Raw genomic sequence first — 21,289 nt, 5'->3', positions numbered from 1 at the left:
TCGTGCGGGCCTAGCTGTCGGGGCGCGTCGCGACGGAGTCTTGGAGCTCCACCTCGACGGTCTGGCGGAGGTCGCCCGACGAGCGGCCGACCCTGATCCGGTACGTCCCGGGCGGGGTGACCCACCCGGACCGTTCGGTGTCCCAGGTCCGGAACGCACGTGCGTCCACCCGGACAGGGATGGTCGTGCGGGTGCCGGGTTCGGCGTGCACGACGGCAAAGGCGCCGAGCCAGCGCACCGGACGGTCGCCCGTGGGCGTCCCCTCCGGGGGCTCGACGTAGACCTGCACGACCTCGCGGCCCGCGCGGCGGCCGGTGTTGCGCACGGTGGCGGTCACGACGACGCTGCCGTCGGCCTCCACCACCGCGGACGCCTCGTCGTGCTCCCACGTGGTCCAGCCCAGGCCGTGCCCGAAGGGCGCGGCGGGCGTGCGGTCCAGGCGCAGCCACGAGCGGTACCCGACGTGGACGCCCTCGTGGTAGTCGACGACGCCGTCCACGGGGATCGCGTCGGGCACCGGGACGTCGGCCTCGTCCGCGGGCAGCGTCCAGGGCAGGCGGCCCGACGGCTCGGTGCGTCCGACCAGCACGTCGCCGAGCGCCTCGGGCCACTCCTGGCCGCCGAGCCAGCCCCACACCACGCATGGTGCCTCGTCGAGCCACGGCAGCAGCACGGGTGCGCCGGCGTTGACGACGACGACGGTGTTCGGGTTGGCCGCCAGCACGGCGCGGACCAGCTCGTCCTGCGTGCCGGGCAGCGCGAGCGAGGTGCGGTCGTAGCCCTCGGACTCGATCTCCTCGTTGGTCCCGACGACGACGACCGCCAGGTGGGCCGCGGCAGCAGCCTCGACGGCCGCGGCGAGCAGCTCGTCGGGCGACGTGCCGGGCGTGCGGTGGACCAGCTCGGCGCGGGCGAAGGACGCGTACCCGACGGGGTGCACAGCCTGGACGGTGGCATCGATGTCGATGGTCGTCGGCTCGTCGACCCGGACCTTCAGCACCACCGGGGTCGGGGCGTTGACGCTCGAGTCGAGGATGACCTCGGCGCCCACCAGGTGCTCGGCGCTGGACAGGACCTCGCCGCCCACCGTGATGCGGTGGAAGCCGACGGTCCCGACGCCCACCTCGTGCTCGCCGGGCTCCTCGAGCGCGACGGTGGCGCGGATGCGCAGCGTCGCGGCCTGCGGCGCGGGCTCGCGGAACCACCCGTTCCACGCGGTCATGACGTGCGACTCGACGACGTCACCGGCCGCGTCGAGCACCTCGACGAGCGCACCCGGCCGGCCGTCAGGGGTGCGGCACCGGCCGGCCAGGTCGAGCTGGGGAGGCAGCATCCGGGAGACGGCACCCGCGTGCACGGACACCTCGGCGCCGAGCGCCTCGCGCAGCGCGGCGGCCGGGGTCGAGGAGCGGTCCGGGCGGACGTAGGCGGACCCGCCGCCCTGCACGAACGGTGCGACGGCGTTGGGGCCGACGAGCGCGACGCGCTCGACCTTCTCGACCAGCGGCAGCGCGCCTCGCTCGTCGCGCAGGACGACCATCGAGCGCCCGACGAGGCGGCGCAGCACGTCGGCCACGTCGACCGCGAAGACCTGGTCGCGCTGCTCGCCCGCGCCGTCCTGCCCGGCGAGCGCACCGACGCGCGCCGCCATGAGCAGCATCCGGTCGACCTTCTCGTCGATGGCCGCCTCGTCGACCTCGCCGGCCAGGACGGCAGCCAGCAGGCCGTCGCCCCACGGGCCGTCGGGGCCGGGCATCTGCAGGTCCATGCCGCCGTCGACCGCGCCGGTCACGGACTTGGTGGCGACCCAGTCGCTGACGACGACGCCGTCGAAGCCCCACTCCTCCTTGAGGACGCCGGTCAGCAGCGGGCGGTGCTCGAGGGCCGGCGCGGCGGTGGTGCCGTCGTCGATGCCGGAGTAGGCGCCCATGACCGACCATGCCTGTGCGTCGTGGACCAGGCGCTCGAACGGCGCCAGGTAGACCTCGCGCAGCGTGCGCTCGTCGACCTTGGCCAGGTAGGACGTGCGCTGCGTCTCGGAGTCGTTGGCGACGAAGTGCTTGACGCACATGCCGACGCCGCGGTCCTGGGCGGCGCGGACGACGTGCACGGCGATGTCGCCGGTGAGGACCGGGTCCTCGGAGTAGCACTCGAAGTGGCGGCCGCCGACGGGCGTGCGCTGCAGGTTCACCTGCGGGGCGAGCACGAGGTCGACGCCGTGGCGGCGGGCCTCGGACGCGAACAGCGCGCCCACCTCGTCGGCCAGGTCCACGTCCCACGTCGCGGCCAGGGCGCTCGGCGCGGGGAACGACGCGGACGTCTCGGAACCGTCCTCGGAGACGCCGCGCACGCCGGCGGGGCCGTCCGAGACGTACATCGCGCGCAGCCCGATGCTGCCGATCGCGGTGGTCGACCACAGGCCGGCACCAACCAGGAGGCTGACCTTCTCCTCGAGCGTGAGCTGCTCACGCAGCTCCGCGAGGGAGGTCGCCGGCCGGTCGGCCGTCGGCTGGGTCGTGGTGTCGAGTGACACGGGGTGGTGCTCCATCCAGGACGTCGTTGTCTGCTGCGTGGTGGGTGCTGCGAGATGAATGTAAGCACATGTTGCTGACTTGTCAGTAAGTACTTCGGTCACGATATGGTTTCGGTCATGGACGACGACGTGCCACCGGCCCCGGCCACCGCCACCAAGCGGTCGGGCGCCCGCAACCCGCGCAAGGGGACCGCCGAGCGCCGGGCCGAGATCCTGCGCGCCGCCTCCGCGACCTTCGGCGCCAAGGGCTACAAGAACGGGTCCTTGGCCGACGTCGCCGAGCAGGTGGGGATCACCCACGCCGGCGTGCTGCACCACTTCGGCACCAAGGAACAGCTGCTCATCGAGGTGCTCGAGTACCGCGACCTCGAGGACGTGCGCGAGCTCGAGGGACAGCACATCCCCGACGGCATCGAGCTGTTCCGCCACCTCATGCGCACCGCGCGCATGAACGTCGACCGCCGCGGCATCGTGCAGGGCTACACCGTGCTGACCGCCGAGTCCGTCACCGAGGACCACCCCGCCCGCGACTGGGTCACGCACCGCTTCGCCATCCTGCGCGGCGAGATCGCCGACGCGATCCAGTCCGTCGCCGGCTCGGCCCCCGTCGAGCGGGAGCAGGCCATGCGCGCCGCCAGCGCGATCATCGGCGTCATGGACGGTCTGCAGGTCCAGTGGCTGCTCGACGGCGACGTCGACCTGTCCGAGTCCACGACGTTCGCGATCGAGGCCATCCTGTCCGCCGTCCTGCACCCTGCCGACGTCGCCCACCTGGAGCTGTAGCGAGGCTCAGGAAGTTCACAGACTTCCCTCAGGAGAACAGCAGGAGACGGGGCCATGCTGGACGCATGACGATCACCGCCCCCTCCCGCCCGCAGGTCCTGACGCGCCCCGACGGCTCACCGGTGCGCGCCCTCGTCGTCGACGACGAGCCGACGCTGGCTGAGCTGCTCTCCACCGCCCTGCGGTACGAGGGCTGGCAGGTCCAGCACGCCCTCACGGGCACCGCCGCCGTCAAGCAGGTCAAGGAGACCGACCCCGACGTCATCGTCCTGGACGTGATGCTCCCCGACCTGTCCGGCCTGGAGGTGCTGCGCCGTGTGCGCGCCACGCACCCCAACGTGCCGGTCCTGTTCCTCACCGCCAAGGATGCCGTCGAGGACCGCATCGCCGGTCTGACGGCCGGCGGCGACGACTACGTCACCAAGCCGTTCAGCCTCGAGGAGGTCGTCGCCCGGCTACGTGCGCTGCTGCGCCGGACCGGCGCCTCGACCGCACGTGACGACGCGGTGCTCGTCGTCGGCGACCTGGTCATGGACGAGGACAGCCACGAGGTGAGCCGTGGCGGGCAGGACGTGCGCCTCACGGCCACCGAGTTCGAGCTGCTGCGCTACTTCATGCGCAACCCCAAGCGGGTCCTGTCCAAGGCGCAGATCCTGGACCGCGTGTGGCAGTACGACTTCGGCGGCCAGGCCAACATCGTCGAGCTGTACGTCTCCTACCTGCGCCGCAAGATCGACAAGGGTCACGAGCCGATGCTGCACACGCTGCGCGGCGTCGGGTACGTCCTCAAGCCCGCGTGATGGGTCGGATCGCCGCGCGCCTGCAGCGATGGACGCTGCGACGACGACTCGTCGTGGTGGTCGTCGCGCTCGTCGCCGTCGTCGCCGCGGGCATGGGTGCGGTCTCCGCGCTCGCGCTGCGGTCCTCCCTCATGGACCAGGTGGACAGCCGGCTGGTCGCCGCGAACGAGCGGGCCGCCACAGCGCCCGCGCGGTTCAACCCGGACTTCGCCGGCGACGGTTCCGGCCAGACGGGCTCCGGGAACGGCTCCGGCCAGGCTGACGACTGGCGTCCCTCCCCCGGCAACTCCCAGCCCGGCCAGTCGACCGGCACGGTCAACGTGTACGCGCCCGACGGCGCCACGGACGTCCGCGCGGACTACATCGACGACTCAGGCACGCTCCGGGAGCTCACGGACTCGCAGGTCAGCGCGCTGCTCGCCGTCCCGACGGACGGGCGCCCGCACCCCGTCGACCTCGGCGGCGACCTGGGCGCGTACCGCGCCATCTCGTCCACGACGACCACGGGCGCGACGGCCGTCACCGCGCTCCCCACCAGCTCGATCACCGAGACCGTCACGCGGTTCGTGGTGGTCGAGGTGGTCATCGGTGTGCTCGCGGTGCTCGCGACGGTCGTCGTCGGGCTGATGCTGGTGCGCCGCGAGCTGCGGCCGCTGGACCGCGTGGCCGCGACCGCGACGCGCGTGTCCCGCCTGCCGCTGGACCGCGGCGAGGTGGTGCTCGCCGAGCGCGTCGCCGAGCGCGACACCGACCCGTCGACGGAGGTCGGCCAGGTGGGCGCCGCCCTCAACGAGCTGCTCGGCCACGTGCAGGAGGCGCTCACAGCGCGGCACGAGTCCGAGTCGCAGGTGCGCCACTTCGTCGCCGACGCGAGCCACGAGCTGCGCACGCCGCTGGCCTCGATCCGCGGCTACGCCGAGCTGGTGCGCCGCTCCCCCGAGGTGCTGCCCGACGGCGCGGTCACCGCGCTGAGCCGCATCGAGTCCGAGGCGTCGCGCATGACGGCGCTCGTCGAGGACATGCTCCTGCTGGCGCGCCTGGACGCCGGCCGCCCGCTCGAGTCCGAACCCGTGGACCTCGCCGTGCTGGCCATCGACGCGGTCGGCGACGCGCACGTCGCAGGCGCGGACCACACGTGGCGCCTCGACCTGCCGGAGCTGGACGAGGACGACGAGGGTCCCCTGGTGGTCGGCGACGAGCACCGCCTGCGTCAGGTGTTCGCGAACCTGCTGGCCAACGCGCGCGTGCACACCCCGGCGGGCACCACCGTGACGGTCGGCGTGCGCAACGTGGGCGAGTCCGTGCAGGTCAGCGTGGCCGACGACGGGCCCGGCATCCCCGACGAGCTGCGCGACCGGCTGTTCCAGCGGTTCACGCGCGGCGACTCCTCCCGCACGCGCGGCACCGGCTCGACCGGGCTGGGCCTCGCGATCGTCGCCGCCGTGGTCGGGGCGCACCGCGGCACCATCACCGCCGGCAGCGGACCCGCCGGCGGCACCGTCTTCACCCTCACGCTGCCCGCGGCCTGAGGCCGCGGGCCGTCACATCGGGTACGACCTGTACGCCGCCACGATGTCGCCGACGGGTGCCGTCATGCGGAACATCGCGGTCCCGTTGGTCCAGATCGCGAGGCCCTTGCCGTCGCCGGCGTCCACGATCGCGTAAGTGCCGACCTTCTGTCCGCCGGCGGTCACGTCGCCCTGCTGGGGCAGGCCGGCGGCCGGGGACGTCGGCTCGACCTTCGTCGCTCCGGCGGCCTCCTTGGCGGCCGCTGCGGCGGCGTCCGCCGTCTCGAACTGAGCGGCGTCGACCGTGAGGGTGCCGGTCCCGCCGTCGGCGTAGGTGTCGGTGACGGCCTCGACGGCGCCGGCCTGGAGCAGGGCGTCCGCCTTCTTCTCCGACTGGAACGCGTACTGCAGGATCGTGGCCGGCAGGAGCTTCGTGAAGTCCGTCGGGTCGGCGCGCTGCTCGGGCGCGACCGTCGGCGTCGGGACGGGCAGCACGACCGTCGGCGTGACGGTGGGCGTGGCCGCCGCGTCGTCGCCGCCCCCGGACGTCACGATCGCGATCACGATGCCGACGACCACCAGGACGCCCACGCCGATCGCCACGGGCAGGAGCCACGCCGGTCGACCACCGCCGCCCGACGATCCGTCCGACGATCCGGTCTGTGCCTCGTCGGGCGTGGTTCCCGGGACCGTGCCCGGGGTGCCGGGCGTTCCCGCGGCCGAGGCTCCGGGGCCTGACGGGGTCGTCGGTGTTCCTCCTGCGCCCTGCGCTGCACCCTCCGCGCCTTGCGCTGTACCCCCCGCGCCCTGCGCCCAGGCCGGCGTCCCACTCGTGTCGCTCATCGTCGTCCCTCGTCGCGGTGACCAGCAGCAGCACGCAGCCTATCCAGACGCCCGAGACCTCAGGACGCCATCGGCGGGCATGTCGTGGAGCGTGATCAGCCCTGCAGGTCCCGACGACGGAACGCCACGATCCCGAGGGCGAGCGCGCCCAGCCCGACGAGCGTGCACGCGACGACCGGCGGCCAGGACATCGGCTCGGCCGGCAGGGCGGGCAGGTACGTGAACGGGGACGCGGCGCCGGCCCCGTCGGGCAGGATGTCACCGAACATCGCCATCACACCCACGTAGGCGACGTACGCCCACACGACGACGAAGGCGCGCGGCGCCAGCCCGAGCACCAGCACCGCGACGCCGAGCACGCACGCCACCCCGGGGATCGTCACCGCGGCGGCGCCGACCAGGGGCACGATCCGGCTCGCGTCGCCCAGGCTCGCGGCCGCCGTCAGCCCCATCACCAGGCCCGCGACCAGCAGCATGGCGGCGGAGGCGACGGCCGCGACGCCGACCTGCGCCCCCAGCCAGCGCGTGCGCGAGACGGGCAGGGCCAGCAGCGTCGCGCCACGGCCCGAGAGCTCCTCGCCGTGAGCCGCGCCCACGGCCGTCGTCGTGTAAGCGAACGCGAGGACCGCCAGGAACACGCTGTACAGCGCAAAGGCGCCGGCGGTGGGGTCACCGCCGCCGAAGAGCTCGTCGAACGTCGGCTGGTCGGCGACGAAGTCGGTGATCGCGTCCGCGAGCAGCCCGACGAGCGCCCCACAGAGGACGACGGCTACGGCCCAGGACAGGACGGACGTGCGCTGGCGCCGCCACGTGAGCCCGACGATGCCGCGCAGCCGCCCGGTCGCACGGCCCGGCCGCTCGTGCAGCAGCCCGCGGCCCAGGTCTCGTCGGCCCGCGAGCGCGAACGCGACCGCGACGCTCACGGCCGTCGCGACCAGCCCGATCGCCAGCGGCCACCAACGGTCCTCCGTGTAGGGGGCGGTCGCCTGGGACCAGCCGAACGGCGACAACCACGTCCAGACGCTGGTGCTCTGCGGCCCGCGCACGTCGCCGACCGCGCGCAGCACGAACGCCACGCCGATCGCCGCCATGCCGAGCGACGACGCCGTGCGCGCGTGCCCGGCGAGCTGGGAGGCGACGGCCGACGCGCCCGCCAGGACCAGCGCGACGACGACGACCGACGCACACAGGAGCGCGGAACCGACCGGGTCCAGGTCCGTGGCGAGCAGCCCCACGAACGTCGTCGCACCGACGGCCAGCACGCCGACGACCGCCGCGAGCAGCCCGGCGACCACGGGCGCCGCCGCCCCGACGGGCGCCGAGCGCACCAGCTCCAGGCGTCCGTCCTCCTCGGGCTGGCGCAGGTGCCGGGTGACCGCGAGGACGGCCATGATCGCGACGGGGATCATGATCCACAGCGCCAGCTCGTTGGCCGTCATGGCCCCGATCGTGTAGTCGTCGAGCCCGTACCCCGGTCCGGCCATCGCGGTGGCGGCGGGCGACGCGATGAGCCTGGCGCGGGACGCGCGGGCCGCCAGGGTCCCGAACAGGTCGTCGTACGACTGCACCGAGACGACCGTCAGCCACGCCACCGCGAGCGCCCAGACGACGATGCGCCAGCGGTCGGCCCGCAGCGCGAGCCGCAGCAGCGGGCGGGTGCCGGTCAGCGCGCCCGCTGTCCCCTGCGTGGCCGGGCGCACGGCCGTCGTCGTCATCGCCCCGGCACCTGCAGCGCGTCGAGCTCGTCGCTGTACTGCCGCAGGAACAGGTCCTCGAGCGTGGGCGGGTGGGCGACGAGCGACGTCACGCCGTGCGCGGGCAGCGCAGCCAGCACGTCGTCGAGCGCGGTTGCCTCGACGTCGAACGTCAGGTGACCGTCGTCGGCCCGCAGGTCGTGCACCCGCTCCGCGAGCACCGCTCCGGCCCCGTCGGCGTCGCGCAGGCCCACCTGCACCGTGGTGCGGGTGAGGGAGCGCAGCTCCGTGAGCGTGCCGGTCTGCACGGTCCGGCCGGCGCGGATGATCGTGACGCGCTGCGCCAGCGCCTCCACCTCGGCCAGGATGTGGCTGGACAGCAGCACGGTGCGCCCGTCGGCCGCCGCCTCGCGCACGACCTCCTGGAACAGCGCCTCCATCAACGGGTCCAGCCCGCTCGTCGGCTCGTCCATGAGCAACAGCTCGACGTCCGCGGCCAGCGCGGCGACGAGCGCGACCTTCTGCCGGTTGCCCTTGGAGTACGCGCGGCCCTTGACGGTGGTGTCGAGCTCGAAGCGCTCGACGAGGTCGGCGCGCCGCCGCGGGTCGAGGCCGCCGCGCAGCCGGCCCAGCAGGTCGATCGACTCGCCGCCGGACAGCGTCGGCCACAGCGTCACGTCGCCAGGGACGTACGCCAGGCGCCGGTGCAGCGCGACGGCGTCGCGCCAGGGGTCGCCGCCCAGCAGGGTGACCTCGCCCTCGTCGGCCCGGATCAGCCCGAGCAGCACGCGGATCGTCGTCGACTTCCCCGCACCGTTGGGTCCCAGGAACCCGTGCACCTCACCCGTCGCGACGCGCAGGTCGAACCCGTCGAGGGCGCGCTTGGCGCCGAAGGTCTTGACCAGCCCTGTCGCGGTGATCGCGTCGGTCATGCGTCCTCCTGGTGCTCGCGCAGGTAGGCCTGCAGGTAGCGGTCGTCGGTGAACAGGCCGTGGGTGTAGAGCTCGAGGCCGGGCACGATCGTGGCGCCGGACATGGCGACGACGGCCGTCGCCGGGTCCTGCGTGGGGGCGACGCCCCGGCCGACGGCGGCGTCCAGCTCCGTCATCAGCAGGGTGCCGACGGTCATCGCCGCGAGCGCCCGGGCACGACCGTGCGGGTCGCGGCTGGGACGGACCGTGCCGGCCTCGACGCCCGCGGCCAGGTAGGCCTCGGCGTCGTCGACGAGGCGGTCGACGAACGCCGCCGCGGGCGGCCCGCCGGCCATCAGGCTGCGGACCATGTAGGCGAAGACCGGCGCGTACTGCTCGATCGTGGCGAGCTGGGCGATCACCGCGGCCGGCGACGCCTCGCGCATCGCGTCGGACTTCGCACCGACGAGGACCGCGTGGACGTGCTCGTCGCACGCGGCGCGCAGCGCGTCCTTCGAGCCGAAGTGGTGGATCACCAGCGCGGCGCTGACCTGCGCGTCCGCCGCGATCTCGCGGAGGCCGACGTCGAAGCCGTCCCGCCCGAACCGCGCGACGGCCGCGTCGCGGATCCGCTCGGGCGCTCCCGAGCCGGCGGGGCCCTCGTCCCCAACGCTGAACCGCCGTTCAACCACCACAGAACGACTAAACACCCGTTCAACACCCCTGTCCACCCTCCACTCACCTCACAGGGTGCGCAAAGGGGGGACCGGGCGGCCGCCGAGGTTGCGCGCGGATCGTCGTCGGCATGGACCTCTTCGACGCACCCCGCACGCAGGAGCTGAGCGCACCCCCGCGCATCGGCGCGCCCGTGCTCGACCTCGTCATCCCCGTGTACGACGAGGAAGCAGGACTCGAGCGGGCCGTGCGCGCCGCGCGCACGTTCCTCGACACGCAGTTCCCCTACCCGGCGCGCCTGACGATCGCCGACAACGCGTCCACCGACGCGACGCTCCCGATCGCGCGCCGCCTGGCCGACGAGCTGCACGGCGTGCGCGTCGTGCACCTCGACGCCAAGGGCCGCGGCCGCGCGCTGCACACCGCCTGGCTCGGCTCCGATGCGGCCGTGCTCGCCTACATGGACGTCGACCTGTCGACGGACCTCGGCGCGCTGCTCCCCCTCGTCGCGCCGCTGGTCAGCGGGCACTCGCACCTGGCGATCGGCACGCGGCTGTCGCGCACGTCGCGCGTGGTGCGGGGGCCGAGGCGAGAGCTCATCTCCCGCGCGTACAACCTGGTGCTGCGCGGTGCGCTCGCCGCCCGGTTCTCCGACGCGCAGTGCGGGTTCAAGGCCATCCGGGCCGACGCGGCGCGCGAGCTGCTGCCACTCGTGGCCGACACCGGGTGGTTCTTCGACACCGAGCTGCTGGTGCTGGCCGAGCGCGCGAACCTGCGCATCCACGAGGTGCCCGTCGACTGGGTGGACGACCCGGACTCCCGCGTCGACGTCGTCGCGACCGCGAAGGCGGACCTGCGCGGCGTCGTGCGCGTCGGCCGCGACCTGGCTGCCGGCCGCATCCCGCTCGCCGACCTGCGCGCGCACCTGCCGCTCGTCGGGGACGCCCGGCCCGTGACCCCCGTCGAGCCCGGCAACGTGCTGCTGCGCCAGCTGGTCCGGTTCGCGCTCGTCGGCGTCGCGTCCACGCTGGCCTACGTCGTGCTGTACGCGCTGCTGGCCGGGCCCATGGGCGCGCAGGTCGCGAACGTCGTCGCGCTGCTGCTCACCGCCGTCGCCAACACCGCGGCCAACCGGCGTCTGACCTTCGGCGTCCGCGGGGCCGGTGGCGTGCTGCGCCACCACGGGCAGGGCCTGGCCGTCTTCGGGCTGGCCTGGGCACTGACCGCGTCGTCGTTGGCCGTCCTGCACGCGACGACCGCCCCCCCGCGCGCGCTCGAGCTCGCCGTCCTGGTGGCGGCCAACCTGCTCGCGACCGTCCTGCGCTTCCTGCTGCTGCGCAGCTGGGTGTTCCGCCCGGCGCCCACACCCGTGACTCCCTCGGAAGGGACGCTCCGATGACCACCACGCACCCCGTCCACGACCTGGACTCGATGGCCGAGGCTCGGCCCGACGACGACCGCCTCGACGAACCGCTGCCCACCGCCCGCACGCGCGCCCGCTGGGAGATCCCCGCGCTCGTCGCGCTGCTGGTCGGCACGGCCGTGCTGTATCTGTGGGACCTGTCCGCGTCCGCCTGGGGCAACTCCTTCTACGCCGCGGCGTCGCAGGCCGGGTCGCAGTCCTGGAAGGCGTTCCTGTACGGGGCGTCCGACGCGGCCGGGTCCATCACGGTCGACAAGCCGCCCGCCTCCCTGTGGCCGTCCGCGCTCGCCGTGCGGGTCTTCGGGCTGTCGTCGTGGTCGATCCTGGCACCGCAGTCACTCATGGGTGTGGCGTCCGTCGCGCTGCTGTGGGACAGCGTGCGGCGGCGGTTCTCGGCTGCCGCGGGCCTGCTCGCCGGCGCGGCCCTCGCCCTGACGCCCGTCGCGGCGCTCATGTTCCGGTTCAACAACCCCGACGCGCTGCTGGTGCTGCTGCTGATCGGGTCGGTGTGGGCCACGATGCGCGCCGTCCAGGGCGGCCGCACGACGCGGTGGATGGCCGTCGCGGGGGTGCTCGTCGGGTTCGCGTTCCTGACCAAGCAGCTGCAGGCGTTCCTGGTGCTGCCGGGTCTGGCGCTCGCGTTCCTGTGGGCGGCTCCCGTGTCGTTCGCCCGACGCGTGCGCGACGGGTTCGTCGCCGTCGGGGCCATGGTCCTTGCCGCGGGCTGGTGGATCGCGCTCGTCGAGCTGGTGCCGGCGTCCTGGCGACCGTACGTCGGCGGCTCGCAGGACAACTCGTTCCTGGAGCTGACGTTCGGCTACAACGGGTTCGGGCGGATCACGGGCGACGAGACCGGGTCCGTCGGAGGCGGTCGCTCGTCGCAGTGGGGCACGACGGGTCTGGGCCGGCTGTTCGGCACGGACATCGGCGGTCAGATCGCCTGGCTGGTCCCCGCCGCGCTCGTGCTGGGCGTGGCGGCGCTGTGGCTGCGCCGCCGCTTCGGACGCACCGACCCCGGCCGCGCCGAGATCCTGGCCTGGGGCTCGTGGCTCGTCGTGACCGGCGTCGTCTTCTCGTTCATGGGCGGGATCTTCCACCAGTACTACACGGTCGCCCTCGCACCGGCGGTCGCGGCGCTCGTCGGGATCGGCGCGGTCGAGGTGTGGCGCCGGCGACCGGCCTTCGAGGCGTTGCTGCTGCTCGCGGTGGTGACGCTCGGGACTGCCGCGTGGTCGTTCGTCCTGCTCGGTCGTTCCGCCGACTGGATGCCGTGGCTGCGCGGGGCCGTGCTCGTGTTCGGTGCGCTCGGTGCCGTCCTGCTGCTCGTCGGGCACGTCGCCGGTCGGGCCGTGCTGGGCGCAGGCGCCGTCGCGTCGCTCGTCGCCGGCCTCGCCGGGCCGACGGCCTACACGCTGCAGACCGTCTCCACACCGCACACCGGCTCCATCGTCACCGCCGGGCCGTCCGTCTCCACCGGAGGCAACGGCGGACCCGGGTTCGGCGGCGGTCGCGGTGGCGGGCCTGGCGCACAGGGAGGCGGCCAGGGCGGACCGAACGGCCAGCAGGGTGGGCGGCCCGGCCAGGGCGGTTCGACGCAGGGCGGCAACGGCTTGGGCAACGCGCCGGGTGGACAGGCCCAGGGCGGACAGGCCCAGGGCGGTCGCGGCGGCATGGGCGGCCTGCTCAACGGGTCGTCGGTGAGCACCGAGGTCGAGCAGCTGCTGCTCGAGGACGCCGACGAGTACACGTGGGTCGCGGCGACCGTCGGCTCGCAGAACGCGGCGAGCTACCAGCTCGCCACGCAGCACTCGGTCATGCCGATCGGTGGCTTCAACGGGACCGACCCGTCGCCGACGCTCGAGCAGTTCCAGCAGGACGTCGCCGACGGCACGATCCACTGGTTCATCGGGAGCGGCAGCCTCGGCAGCCAGAACGGCGGGTCCAGCGCGGCCTCGGACATCGCAGCCTGGGTGGCGGACAGCTTCACGGCCCAGACCGTCGACGGCACGACGATGTACGACCTGTCCGGGGGCGCGTCGTCCGCCTCGTCGGGCACGTCGACCTCGTCGGGCGCATCGCTCGACACCTGAGCGCCGCCCCGTCCGGCCATGACAGCTGTCTGACACCCGCCCGCGGGGCCGTGGCATCCTGTGTGCCGCAGGCCCCGCGCGGCGGTGGTCGCGACCGACCCGAGGGGACCCATGACGCGGCAGACCGGCTCACGCTGGGACGCGCGCACGCGCGCCGGGGTGGTTCCCTCGTTGGGGTTCTTCGGGGCCAAGAACGTCGACCGGCTCGAGGTCTCGCTGCCGCCCGACGTCACCCAGCTCCGGCTCTCGCTGCCCCGGTCCGTCGTCGACGTCCTCGAGCTCAAGGTGATCGAGCTGGTCCGCGGCACCAAGGTGCTGCCCGTGCCCGGGCCCGCGGTCACGGCGAAGGCCAGCTCGCGCGCCAAGAAGCGTCTGCCCGACGACGCCGCCCCCCTGACCCAGCGCACGCCGGTCACGACCCAGCGCGAGGCAGGCCCGTGGTGGCAGGTGACGTTCGTCGAGCCGCTGGGTGCGACGACGGTGCGGCTCTACAACCGTCGCGACGGGCTGGGGCGCCGCTCGCGCACCCTGCTGGTACGTGGCCGTTCGGGCCCCGACGCCCCGTGGCAGATGCTGCGCAGCCTCCAGGTCGACGACCTGCGGGAGCTGCTGGCTGTCCTCGAGGCGCGGACCGGCGAGACCCTGCAGCCGCCGGCTGCCCGGTTGCTGCGCGCACGCTGGGCGCGTCGGACCCACGCACGGGTCGTCGCGCGCGTGCTCGAGATCGCGACGGACGGAGGTCTGCGCGGTGCCACCCGCGAGGAGCTGCGGCTGCTCCTCGCGCTCGTGCCGAGCGTCGCGCCCGCGCGTGGACCGGCACTGACCGACGACGAGGCGCACCTGCTCGCGGCGCTGCTCGTGGCCCAGCGCGCGGTCGTCCCCGGGACCGCGACGAGCATCCGCTCGTTCGGCCTGGTCCTGCCGGACCGGGCAGCCCTGCGCCGGCTCGACCAGGACGTCAACCGGTTCGCGCAGCTCGCGGGCCTGCCGCCGCACGCCATCACGCGGCACGGGCTGTCGGAGCTGGGCGCGCTGCGCACCGACGCGAGCGGCCACCTGGACCTCGTCGGGCGGGTCGGCGACGTGTTCACCGAGCTCGGGCACCCGCTGGTGCTGGCGTACGGGACGCTGCTGGGCGCGGTTCGGGAGGGGGACTTCCTCCAGCACGACGACGACATCGACCTGCTGTTCCGCCTGGACGCCGCCGACGCGGCCGCCGCGCGGCAGCCGCTCGACGCCCTCAAGGCCCAGCTGCGGTCGCGCGGGTTCGGCATCTGGACCAACCCGACGGGGCTGAACTTCCACGTCGTCGACCGCGCGACCAGGCGGCACGTCGACGTGTTCCCGTACCTCGTCGACGGCGACACCGCGACCCTGCACATGGCGTCGATGAAGCTGGCGCCGATGCGCCTGGACGTGCTCGAGCCGCACGGCCGCCGCGACCTGCTGGGCCGGTCGGTGCCGGTGCCGCACCGGCCCGAGCAGTTCCTCGAGGAGCGCTACGGCAGCGGGTGGGGTGTCGAGGACCCGTACTACGACTGGACCTGGCCGCTGTCGTCGTGACCCGTCGCGCCGGCGTCGGTGCCGGTTCGTGTCGGTGGGGGCGGTTACCGTCCGTGGCATGAGCTCGCCTGCCGCACGTCGCGCTGACAAGGTCGCCCGCCCGGGGTTCCGCTGCACCGAGTGCGGGTGGACCGCCGCCAAGTGGGCGGGGCGGTGCGGCGAGTGCCAGGCGTGGGGGACGGTCGTGGAGGACACGGGTCCCGGCGGTGGCGCACCCCGGACCGTCGCGGCCGCGCCGACGAGGGCGCCCGCGCGGCCCATCAACGAGATCCCCGTCGAGTCCGCGCAGGCGCGGCCCACGGGGGTCGACGAGCTGGACCGGGTGCTGGGCGGCGGTCTGGTGCCCGGCGCCGTGGTCCTGCTGGCCGGCGAGCCCGGCGTGGGCAAGTCGACCCTGCTGCTCGACGTCGCCGCGCGGGCGGCCCGGGGCGGGCGCCGGGTGCTCTACGTGACGGGCGAGGAGTCCGTGGCCCAGGTGCGCCTGCGCGCCGGCCGCATCCGGGCTCTCGACCCGAACCTGCTGCTCGCGGACGAGAACGACCTGGCGACGGTCCTCGGGCACATCGAGCAGGTGCAACCCGACCTCTTCGTGCTGGACTCCCTGCAGACCGTGGCATCGGCCGCGATCGAGGGTGCCGCCGGCGGCGTCGCGCAGGTCCGCGAGGTCACCGCGGCCGTGATCCAGGCGGCCAAGTCGCGGGACATGCCCGTGGTCCTCGTCGGGCACGTCACCAAGGACGGCTCCGTCGCCGGGCCGCGCACGCTCGAGCACCTGGTGGACGTGGTCTGCCAGTTCGAGGGCGACCGGCACTCGCGGCTGCGGATGCTGCGCGCGACCAAGAACCGGTACGGCCCCACCGACGAGGTCGGCTGCTTCGACCTGTCGGAGCTGGGCATCGTCGGCCTCGCCGACCCGTCGGGCCTGTTCATCTCCCAGGCCCTGCACCCCGTGCCCGGCACGTGCCTGACCGTGACGCTCGAGGGTCGTCGGCCGCTCGCCACCGAGATCCAGGCGCTCGTCGCGCCCAGCCAGGTGCCCAACCCGCGCCGCACCACCAGCGGAGTCGACTCCTCCCGCCTGGCGATGGTGCTCGCGGTGCTGCAGCGCCGGCTCGGGGCGCGGCTCGCCGACCAGGACGTGTACGTCTCGACGGTGGGCGGCGCGCGCGTCGTCGAGCCGGCGGCGGACCTGGCGCTCGCGCTCGCGGCCGTGGGCTCACGGGAGAACGTGTCGCTCCCGCGCGGCCTGGTCGCCGTGGGCGAGGTGGGGCTGGCAGGGGAGATCCGGCACGTGTCGGGCGTCGGTCAGCGCCTCGCCGAGGCGGCGCGGCTCGGGTTCACCCACGCGATCGTGCCGCACGGGTCGATGGCCGAGCTGACCGCGCCGGACGGCATGCTCGTCGTCGGGGCGACCGACCTCGCGCACGCCGTCCAGGCGGCGACGATCGCGGGCGACCGTCCCGCCTCCCGCGCCTGACCGGGCCGGCTGGCCACGTGGAACGACGCCACGAGCGTCAGCGACGCCATTCGTACGGGGTCGTCGTCGAGACCTTCACGAAGCCGTAGCGCTCGAGGATCGGGCGGGAGTACTCGGTCGAGTCGCTGTGGATCAGCGTCTTGCCGGCCGCGAGCGCGGAGTGCGCACGCGCCGCGGTGAGCGCCCGGTAGATGCCGCGGCCGCGCCATTCGGGCAGGGTGCACCCGCCCCAGATGCCGGCGAACGCCGTGCCCGGCACGGGCTCGAGACGGCCGGCGCTGACCATCGCACCGTCGGCCTCCGCGACCCACAGCTCCATGCCGTCGGCGCGCTCCAGGCGGCTCAGCAGCGCGGTCGCGATCTCATCGGCCATGGACGAGCCGAACGCGACGTCCGACATCACCGCCATCGCGCGCACGTCGTGGTCACCGGACACCCGGCGCAGGCTCACGCCCGCCGGCAGCGGCACGTCGACGTCGAGCCGGCTCGCCTCGCCGATCATGATCGACTCGGTCTCGTCGGGCTCGAACCCGTGAGCGAGCAGCGCGTCGTGCAGGCCGGGGGCGCGGTCGTGGCCGCGGGTCTTCCACTCGACACGGTCCACCTCGGGCGCCGCGCGGAAGTGCTCGACGACGTCGGCAACCCAGCCCCGGATCGTCGCCTCGTCGGCCCCGGCGAGGTCCTGGTACGTCACGAAGCCGCGGCCGCCCGCGAAGGTGACGAGCCGCAACGGACCGAGCACCACCACGTCGATCGCGCTTGGCGTCTCCGCGTCCGTGCGGAGCTGGGTGTCGTAGGCGTGCAGGAGCTCGGCGGGAGTCGGCATGCTCGCCACCCTGTCATGTGGCCCCGCGGGCCGGTAGCGGATTTGTCGACCGGGCGCGAGCACCCTTGTCCACCGCCGCTCCGGGTGCCAAGGTGACCGGATGGCGAAGCCTGGTGGCGTCGTCGGCGTCTTCGACCGCGTCGCCGACACCTACGACACCGTGGACGTGCCCTGGTTCGGCCCCATCGCGGCCGGACTGGTCGACGAGCTGCGCGTCCAGCCCGGCGAGCGGGTGCTCGACATCGGCTGCGGCCGCGGGGCTGCGCTGCGCCCGCTCGCGCTCGCGACGGGCCCGCGGGGGCGCGCGGTCGGCTTCGACCTGTCACCCCGGATGGTGGAGCTCACGGCCCGCGACCTGGCGGACCTGCCCCAGGTCACGGTCGAGCTCGGCGACGCGAGCGCTCCCCAGCAGCCCGCGGGCACCTTCGACGCCGTCGCGTCGTCGCTCGTGCTGTTCTTCCTGCCCGAGCCTGGCGCGGCGGTGCGGGCGTGGTCGGCACTGCTCGCCCCGCGGGGGCGGCTCGGCGTCGCGACGTTCGGCGAGCAGGACGAGCGGTGGCGCTCGGTCGACGAGCTGTTCACGCCGCACCTCCCGCCGGCGCTGGCCGATGCTCGGACCACCGGCACGCGAGGACCCTTCGCATCCGACGAGGGCATGGAACGACTGCTCGTCGATGCGGGCCTCGATGACGTGCGCACCGTTCGACGCACCGTCGAGGCGGTCTTCCGGAGCGCGGAGCACCTGGTGACGTTCACGTGGTCGCACGGTCAGCGAGCGATGTGGGAGCACGTGCCCCCCGACCAGCACGAGGAGGTGCGCCAGGCCATCCTGACGCGCGCGGGCTCGTGGGCGGACGCCACCGGGGGCTTCGCCCTGAGCCAGGTGGTGCGCTACTCGTTGGGCGTCCGAGGAGGGTGAGTGCACCGGCGCCCGCCCGCGCGGGCGCCGGCTGGCTCGTCACGGGGCCTTCGTCGGCTCCCCGTGGCCCGACTCCGCCACGTCGGCGGTCTCGCCCTCGTCGAGCACGTCGGTCGTCCCACCGGTCGTGGCGCCGTCGGAGACCTCGCCCTCGACGATCTGGGCCGTGCGGCCCTCGTCCAGAACGCCCTCGGTGCCGCTGTTCGTCGTGTCTTCGCTCATGTCCGTCGTCCTTGCGTGGTGCCGTGCGCCCAGGAAGGTCGGCGCCCTCCCAGGGTGCGCCCCCTGAGTCGGTCGTGCCCGGCGAGAGCACCCCGGCCGAGGCACGCCCCCGCTCAGGGCGCGGGACCTGCGACCGCGGGTCGAGCAAGGACGACGTTGCGCCGCTCGTTACGATGCACGCGTGGCGACGATCCCGAACACCCCGGACGACCTGCTGCGGTCGACCCTGGCCGCCGTGGCGCCAGGCGGTGCGCTGCGCGACGGCCTCGAGCGGATCCTGCGCGGGCGGACGGGCGCTCTGATCGTGCTCGGCATGGACCCCGTCGTGGAGAGCATCTGCTCCGGCGGGTTCGTGCTGGACGTGGAGTTCTCCGCCACCCGCCTGCGCGAGCTGGCCAAGATGGACGGCGCCGTCGTGGTGGACCAGGACGTCAGCCGCATCGTGCGTGCCGCCGTCCAGCTCCTGCCCGACGTGACGATCGAGACCAGCGAGTCCGGCACGCGCCACCGCACGGCCGAGCGCGTCGCGAAGCAGACGGGCCTGCCGGTCATCTCCGTGTCCGCGTCGATGCAGATCATCGCCCTGTACGTGGGCAACCAGCGGTACGTGCTCGAGGGTTCGACGACCATCCTGTCGCGCGCCAACCAGGCCCTGGCCACGCTCGAGCGGTACAAGTCCCGGCTCGACGAGGTCAGCGGGACGCTGTCGGCGCTGGAGATCGAGGACCTCGTCACCGTGCGCGACGTGTCGTCCGTGGTGCAGCGCCTGGAGATGGTGCGCCGCATCTCCGAGGAGATCGAGGGCTACGTCGTGGAGCTCGGCACCGACGGGCGTCTGCTCACGCTCCAGCTCGACGAGCTCGTCGGCGGGGTCGGCTCGGACCGTGAGCTCGTCATCCGCGACTACGTCGACACCTCCCGCCGCGACATCGAGTCCGTGCAGGCCGCGCTCGCCGAGGTCGACTCCACCGAGCTGCTCGACATCGCGCACATCGCACGCGTGCTCGGCCTGCCGGGCGGCGGCGACGCGCTCGACGCCGCCGCGGGACCCCGCGGCTACCGGCTCCTGTCCAAGGTGCCGCGCCTGCCGGGGACCATCGTCGACCGGCTCGTCGCGCACTTCGGCGGGCTGCAGAAGCTGCTGGCTGCGGGCATCGACGACCTCATGGCCGTCGACGGCGTCGGCGAGCAGCGCGCTCGTGCGGTCCGCGAGGGACTGTCCCGGCTCGCCGAGTCGAGCATCCTCGAGCGCTACGTCTGACTCGCGTCTGAGCGGGTCAGCGCGGGATCACTTGAGCGTGAAGACCGCCGGCGCCGCGTTCTCGTCGGCCACGGTGTAGGTCGCCGCGTACGTGCCCGCCTTCGGGGCCGGCAGATTCTTCGGGCAGCCCGGCTCCGAGCGCACCCGCTTCCACGTGACCTTCGTCGTGCTCTTCTCCCCCGGCGCGAGCAGCAACGGCTTGGACTTCGCAGACGCCGCCGCACAGTCGGCGCTCGACCACACCTGGTCCGCGCCGGACGTGATGACGAGCGTCGCGTTCTTGGTGCCGGCGTCGACCAGGCAGGCGACGTCGCCGGCGTTGGTGATGGTGGCGACGAGGTGGACGTTGGCGCCCGCGGCGTAGGACGTGTCGTCGGCCGTCAGTCCGACGTCGAGGGACGCGCAGCCGGGGACGGCGGAGCTCGCGGTCTGCGTGGTCGACGGCTTCGGCGTCGTCGTCGGCTTCGCTGCCTTGGTGGTGGCCTTCGCCGTGCTCGGGACGGCCGTCGGCTCGTCGGCGGACCCGCGTCCGGCCAGCAGCCAGACCACCAGGACCACGAGCGCCAGCGGCACGCCCAGCACCACCAGGCGCCGACGCCAGTAGACGCTCTGCGGCAGCGGTCGCCCCGCCCTGACCTCACCCATGTCCCGACCTCCCGGGCCTCACGGTACGAGCGCCGCGGCGCCCGCACCGCGACCGTCCTCGGCGTGCCGCGGATCGACCACGTCGCTGCCCGGGTACGGGTAGCCTCCGGGCCATGACGATTCCCGCCGCACTTGTGACAGAAGTGCACTCCTGGGATGCCGACGGGCCCCACGAGTCGACTCCAGTCACAGGTGCGGCGGGTTCCGGCGCTGACACCGTCGTCCGGGTCGTCGCTTGGTTCGACGAGCACGCGCGGGACCTGCCGTGGCGAGCCCCCGACCGCACCCCGTGGGGCGTGCTGGTCAGCGAGGTGATGCTGCAGCAGACGCCGGTGGTGCGCGTCGAACCCGCGTGGCGCGCCTGGATGCGGGCGTGGCCGACCCCGGCCGACCTGGCCGCCGCGCCCACCGCGGACGTGCTGCGCGCGTGGGACCGGCTCGGCTACCCGCGCCGGGCGCTGCGGCTGCAGGAGTGCGCGCGAGCGATCGTCGAGCGTCACGGTGGGGCGGTGCCCGACGACGAGGCTGCGCTGCTGGCGCTCCCGGGCATCGGCTCGTACACCGCCGCCGCGGTGCGGGCGTTCGCGTTCGGGCGGCGTGCGGTGGTGCTCGACACCAACGTGCGGCGCGTGCTGGCGCGCGCGGTCGGCGGCGAGGCGTTGCCTGCGCCGTCCCTCACCGCCGGGGAGGTCCGCCGCGCGGCCGCGCTCGTCCCGGCGTCCGACGGCGACGCGGCGCGCTGGGCCGCCGCGTCGATGGAGCTCGGGGCCCTGGTGTGCACGGCCCGGACGCCGGCGTGCGAGCGGTGCCCGCTGCGCTCGTCGTGCCGGTGGCTCGCGGCGGGCCGGCCCGTCGACGCGCACGCGCACCGCCGCCGCACCCAGGCGTGGGCGGGCACCGACCGGCAGGTCCGCGGCCGCATCATGGCGCTGCTGCGCGACGCCGTCGGCCCGGTCCCCCGGCACGTGGTCGACGAGGTCTGGCCGGACGCCGCCCAGCGGCGGCGCTGCCTGGACTCGCTGCTGGCCGACGGCCTGATCACGGCACCGACCCCACCGACGGATGACGCCGAACCGACGTACGCCCTCCCGCACTGACCCGCACCGCCCGGGCGCG

Annotated in this window: 18 protein-coding genes; 10 read left to right on the top strand and 8 right to left on the bottom strand. The window is 74.2% G+C overall.

Translation table 11 applies throughout. The features are described from left to right. Window positions 1–10: 10 nt before the first annotated feature. Complete coding sequence (locus IC607_RS10185; protein WP_370526129.1) at window positions 11–2,533, bottom strand: beta-glucosidase; 2,523 nt, start codon at window positions 2,531–2,533, stop codon at window positions 11–13. A 117-nt stretch (window positions 2,534–2,650) separates the two neighbouring features. Here IC607_RS10185 and IC607_RS10180 point away from each other — a divergent pair, with 117 nt between their 5' ends. From IC607_RS10180 to IC607_RS10170, 3 genes are all read left to right on the top strand, one after another. Next, window positions 2,651–3,316, top strand: coding sequence for a TetR/AcrR family transcriptional regulator (locus IC607_RS10180; protein ID WP_225224815.1), 666 nt, complete (start codon window positions 2,651–2,653; stop codon window positions 3,314–3,316). A gap of 65 nt (window positions 3,317–3,381) precedes the next feature. Beyond that, window positions 3,382–4,116 carry a response regulator transcription factor gene (locus IC607_RS10175; RefSeq protein WP_304516312.1) on the top strand — a complete coding sequence of 245 codons (735 nt, stop codon included), beginning with the start codon at window positions 3,382–3,384 and terminating at the stop codon, window positions 4,114–4,116. Further along, window positions 4,116–5,645 (top strand): cell wall metabolism sensor histidine kinase WalK, encoded by a 1,530-nt coding sequence (locus IC607_RS10170; protein WP_191787272.1) that lies wholly within the window; start codon window positions 4,116–4,118, stop codon window positions 5,643–5,645. Before IC607_RS10175 ends, IC607_RS10170 begins: the two co-directional genes overlap by 1 nt. A 12-nt stretch (window positions 5,646–5,657) precedes the next feature. Here the strand turns inward: IC607_RS10170 and IC607_RS10165 are convergent, their stop codons facing one another. The 4 genes from IC607_RS10165 to IC607_RS17850 all read right to left on the bottom strand — a co-directional run bounded on the left by IC607_RS10165 (window position 5,658) and on the right by IC607_RS17850 (window position 9,767). Beyond that, complete coding sequence (locus IC607_RS10165; protein WP_191787271.1) at window positions 5,658–6,227, bottom strand: hypothetical protein; 570 nt, start codon at window positions 6,225–6,227, stop codon at window positions 5,658–5,660. Between the two features lie 335 nt (window positions 6,228–6,562). Beyond that, window positions 6,563–8,182 (bottom strand): ABC transporter permease, encoded by a 1,620-nt coding sequence (locus IC607_RS10160; protein WP_191787270.1) that lies wholly within the window; start codon window positions 8,180–8,182, stop codon window positions 6,563–6,565. Further along, complete coding sequence (locus tag IC607_RS10155; RefSeq protein WP_191787269.1) at window positions 8,179–9,093, bottom strand: ABC transporter ATP-binding protein; 915 nt, start codon at window positions 9,091–9,093, stop codon at window positions 8,179–8,181. The genes IC607_RS10160 and IC607_RS10155 overlap by 4 nt, the downstream gene beginning before the upstream one ends. Then, on the bottom strand, window positions 9,090–9,767 hold the full coding sequence (locus IC607_RS17850; RefSeq protein ID WP_370526128.1) for a TetR family transcriptional regulator: 678 nt from the start codon (window positions 9,765–9,767) through the stop codon (window positions 9,090–9,092). Before IC607_RS17850 ends, IC607_RS10155 begins: the two co-directional genes overlap by 4 nt. Before the next feature lie 110 nt (window positions 9,768–9,877). On the opposite strand from IC607_RS17850, the gene IC607_RS10145 reads away from it, so the two are divergent. The 4 genes from IC607_RS10145 (at window position 9,878) to radA (ending at window position 16,300) form a co-directional block, all read left to right on the top strand. Continuing rightward, window positions 9,878–11,146 (top strand): bifunctional glycosyltransferase family 2/GtrA family protein, encoded by a 1,269-nt coding sequence (locus IC607_RS10145; protein WP_191787268.1) that lies wholly within the window; start codon window positions 9,878–9,880, stop codon window positions 11,144–11,146. Further along, entirely contained in the window at window positions 11,143–13,260 is a 2,118-nt protein-coding gene (locus tag IC607_RS17730; protein ID WP_191787267.1) for a glycosyltransferase family 39 protein, read from the top strand. Before IC607_RS10145 ends, IC607_RS17730 begins: the two co-directional genes overlap by 4 nt. Window positions 13,261–13,371: 111 nt before the next feature. Continuing rightward, window positions 13,372–14,823 (top strand): LicD family protein, encoded by a 1,452-nt coding sequence (locus IC607_RS10135; RefSeq protein WP_191787266.1) that lies wholly within the window; start codon window positions 13,372–13,374, stop codon window positions 14,821–14,823. 58 nt (window positions 14,824–14,881) lie between these two features. Continuing rightward, entirely contained in the window at window positions 14,882–16,300 is a 1,419-nt protein-coding gene (radA, locus tag IC607_RS10130) for a DNA repair protein RadA (protein ID WP_191787265.1), read from the top strand. 37 nt (window positions 16,301–16,337) lie between these two features. On the opposite strand, the gene IC607_RS10125 is transcribed toward radA, so the two are convergent. Next, window positions 16,338–17,126, bottom strand: coding sequence for a GNAT family N-acetyltransferase (locus tag IC607_RS10125; protein ID WP_191787264.1), 789 nt, complete (start codon window positions 17,124–17,126; stop codon window positions 16,338–16,340). A 100-nt stretch (window positions 17,127–17,226) separates the two neighbouring features. On the opposite strand from IC607_RS10125, the gene IC607_RS10120 reads away from it, so the two are divergent. Continuing rightward, the gene (locus IC607_RS10120; RefSeq protein WP_191787263.1) at window positions 17,227–18,045 is read left to right on the top strand and encodes a class I SAM-dependent methyltransferase; all 819 of its coding nucleotides are present in this window, start codon (window positions 17,227–17,229) and stop codon (window positions 18,043–18,045) included. A gap of 39 nt (window positions 18,046–18,084) precedes the next feature. Here the strand turns inward: IC607_RS10120 and IC607_RS10115 are convergent, their stop codons facing one another. Beyond that, entirely contained in the window at window positions 18,085–18,267 is a 183-nt protein-coding gene (locus IC607_RS10115; RefSeq protein ID WP_191787262.1) for a hypothetical protein, read from the bottom strand. Window positions 18,268–18,448: 181 nt separating this feature from the next. Between IC607_RS10115 and disA the strand changes: the two genes are divergently transcribed. Next, window positions 18,449–19,528, top strand: a complete 1,080-nt coding sequence (gene disA, locus IC607_RS10110; protein ID WP_370526127.1) for a DNA integrity scanning diadenylate cyclase DisA — start codon at window positions 18,449–18,451, stop codon at window positions 19,526–19,528. 27 nt (window positions 19,529–19,555) lie between these two features. Here disA and IC607_RS10105 read toward each other — a convergent pair whose 3' ends face one another. Then, window positions 19,556–20,173 carry a hypothetical protein gene (locus IC607_RS10105; protein WP_191787261.1) on the bottom strand — a complete coding sequence of 206 codons (618 nt, stop codon included), beginning with the start codon at window positions 20,171–20,173 and terminating at the stop codon, window positions 19,556–19,558. Window positions 20,174–20,286: 113 nt separating this feature from the next. On the opposite strand from IC607_RS10105, the gene IC607_RS10100 reads away from it, so the two are divergent. Then, entirely contained in the window at window positions 20,287–21,270 is a 984-nt protein-coding gene (locus IC607_RS10100) for an A/G-specific adenine glycosylase (RefSeq protein ID WP_191787260.1), read from the top strand. The last annotated feature ends 19 nt before the right edge of the window (window positions 21,271–21,289 follow it).

Origin of the sequence: Cellulomonas sp. JH27-2 (genome assembly GCF_014837175.1) — a bacterium.
Lineage (GTDB): Bacteria > Actinomycetota > Actinomycetes > Actinomycetales > Cellulomonadaceae > Cellulomonas.
The sequence above is the reverse complement of the archived record's forward strand: the minus strand, read 5'-3'. Positions and strand labels throughout refer to the sequence as shown.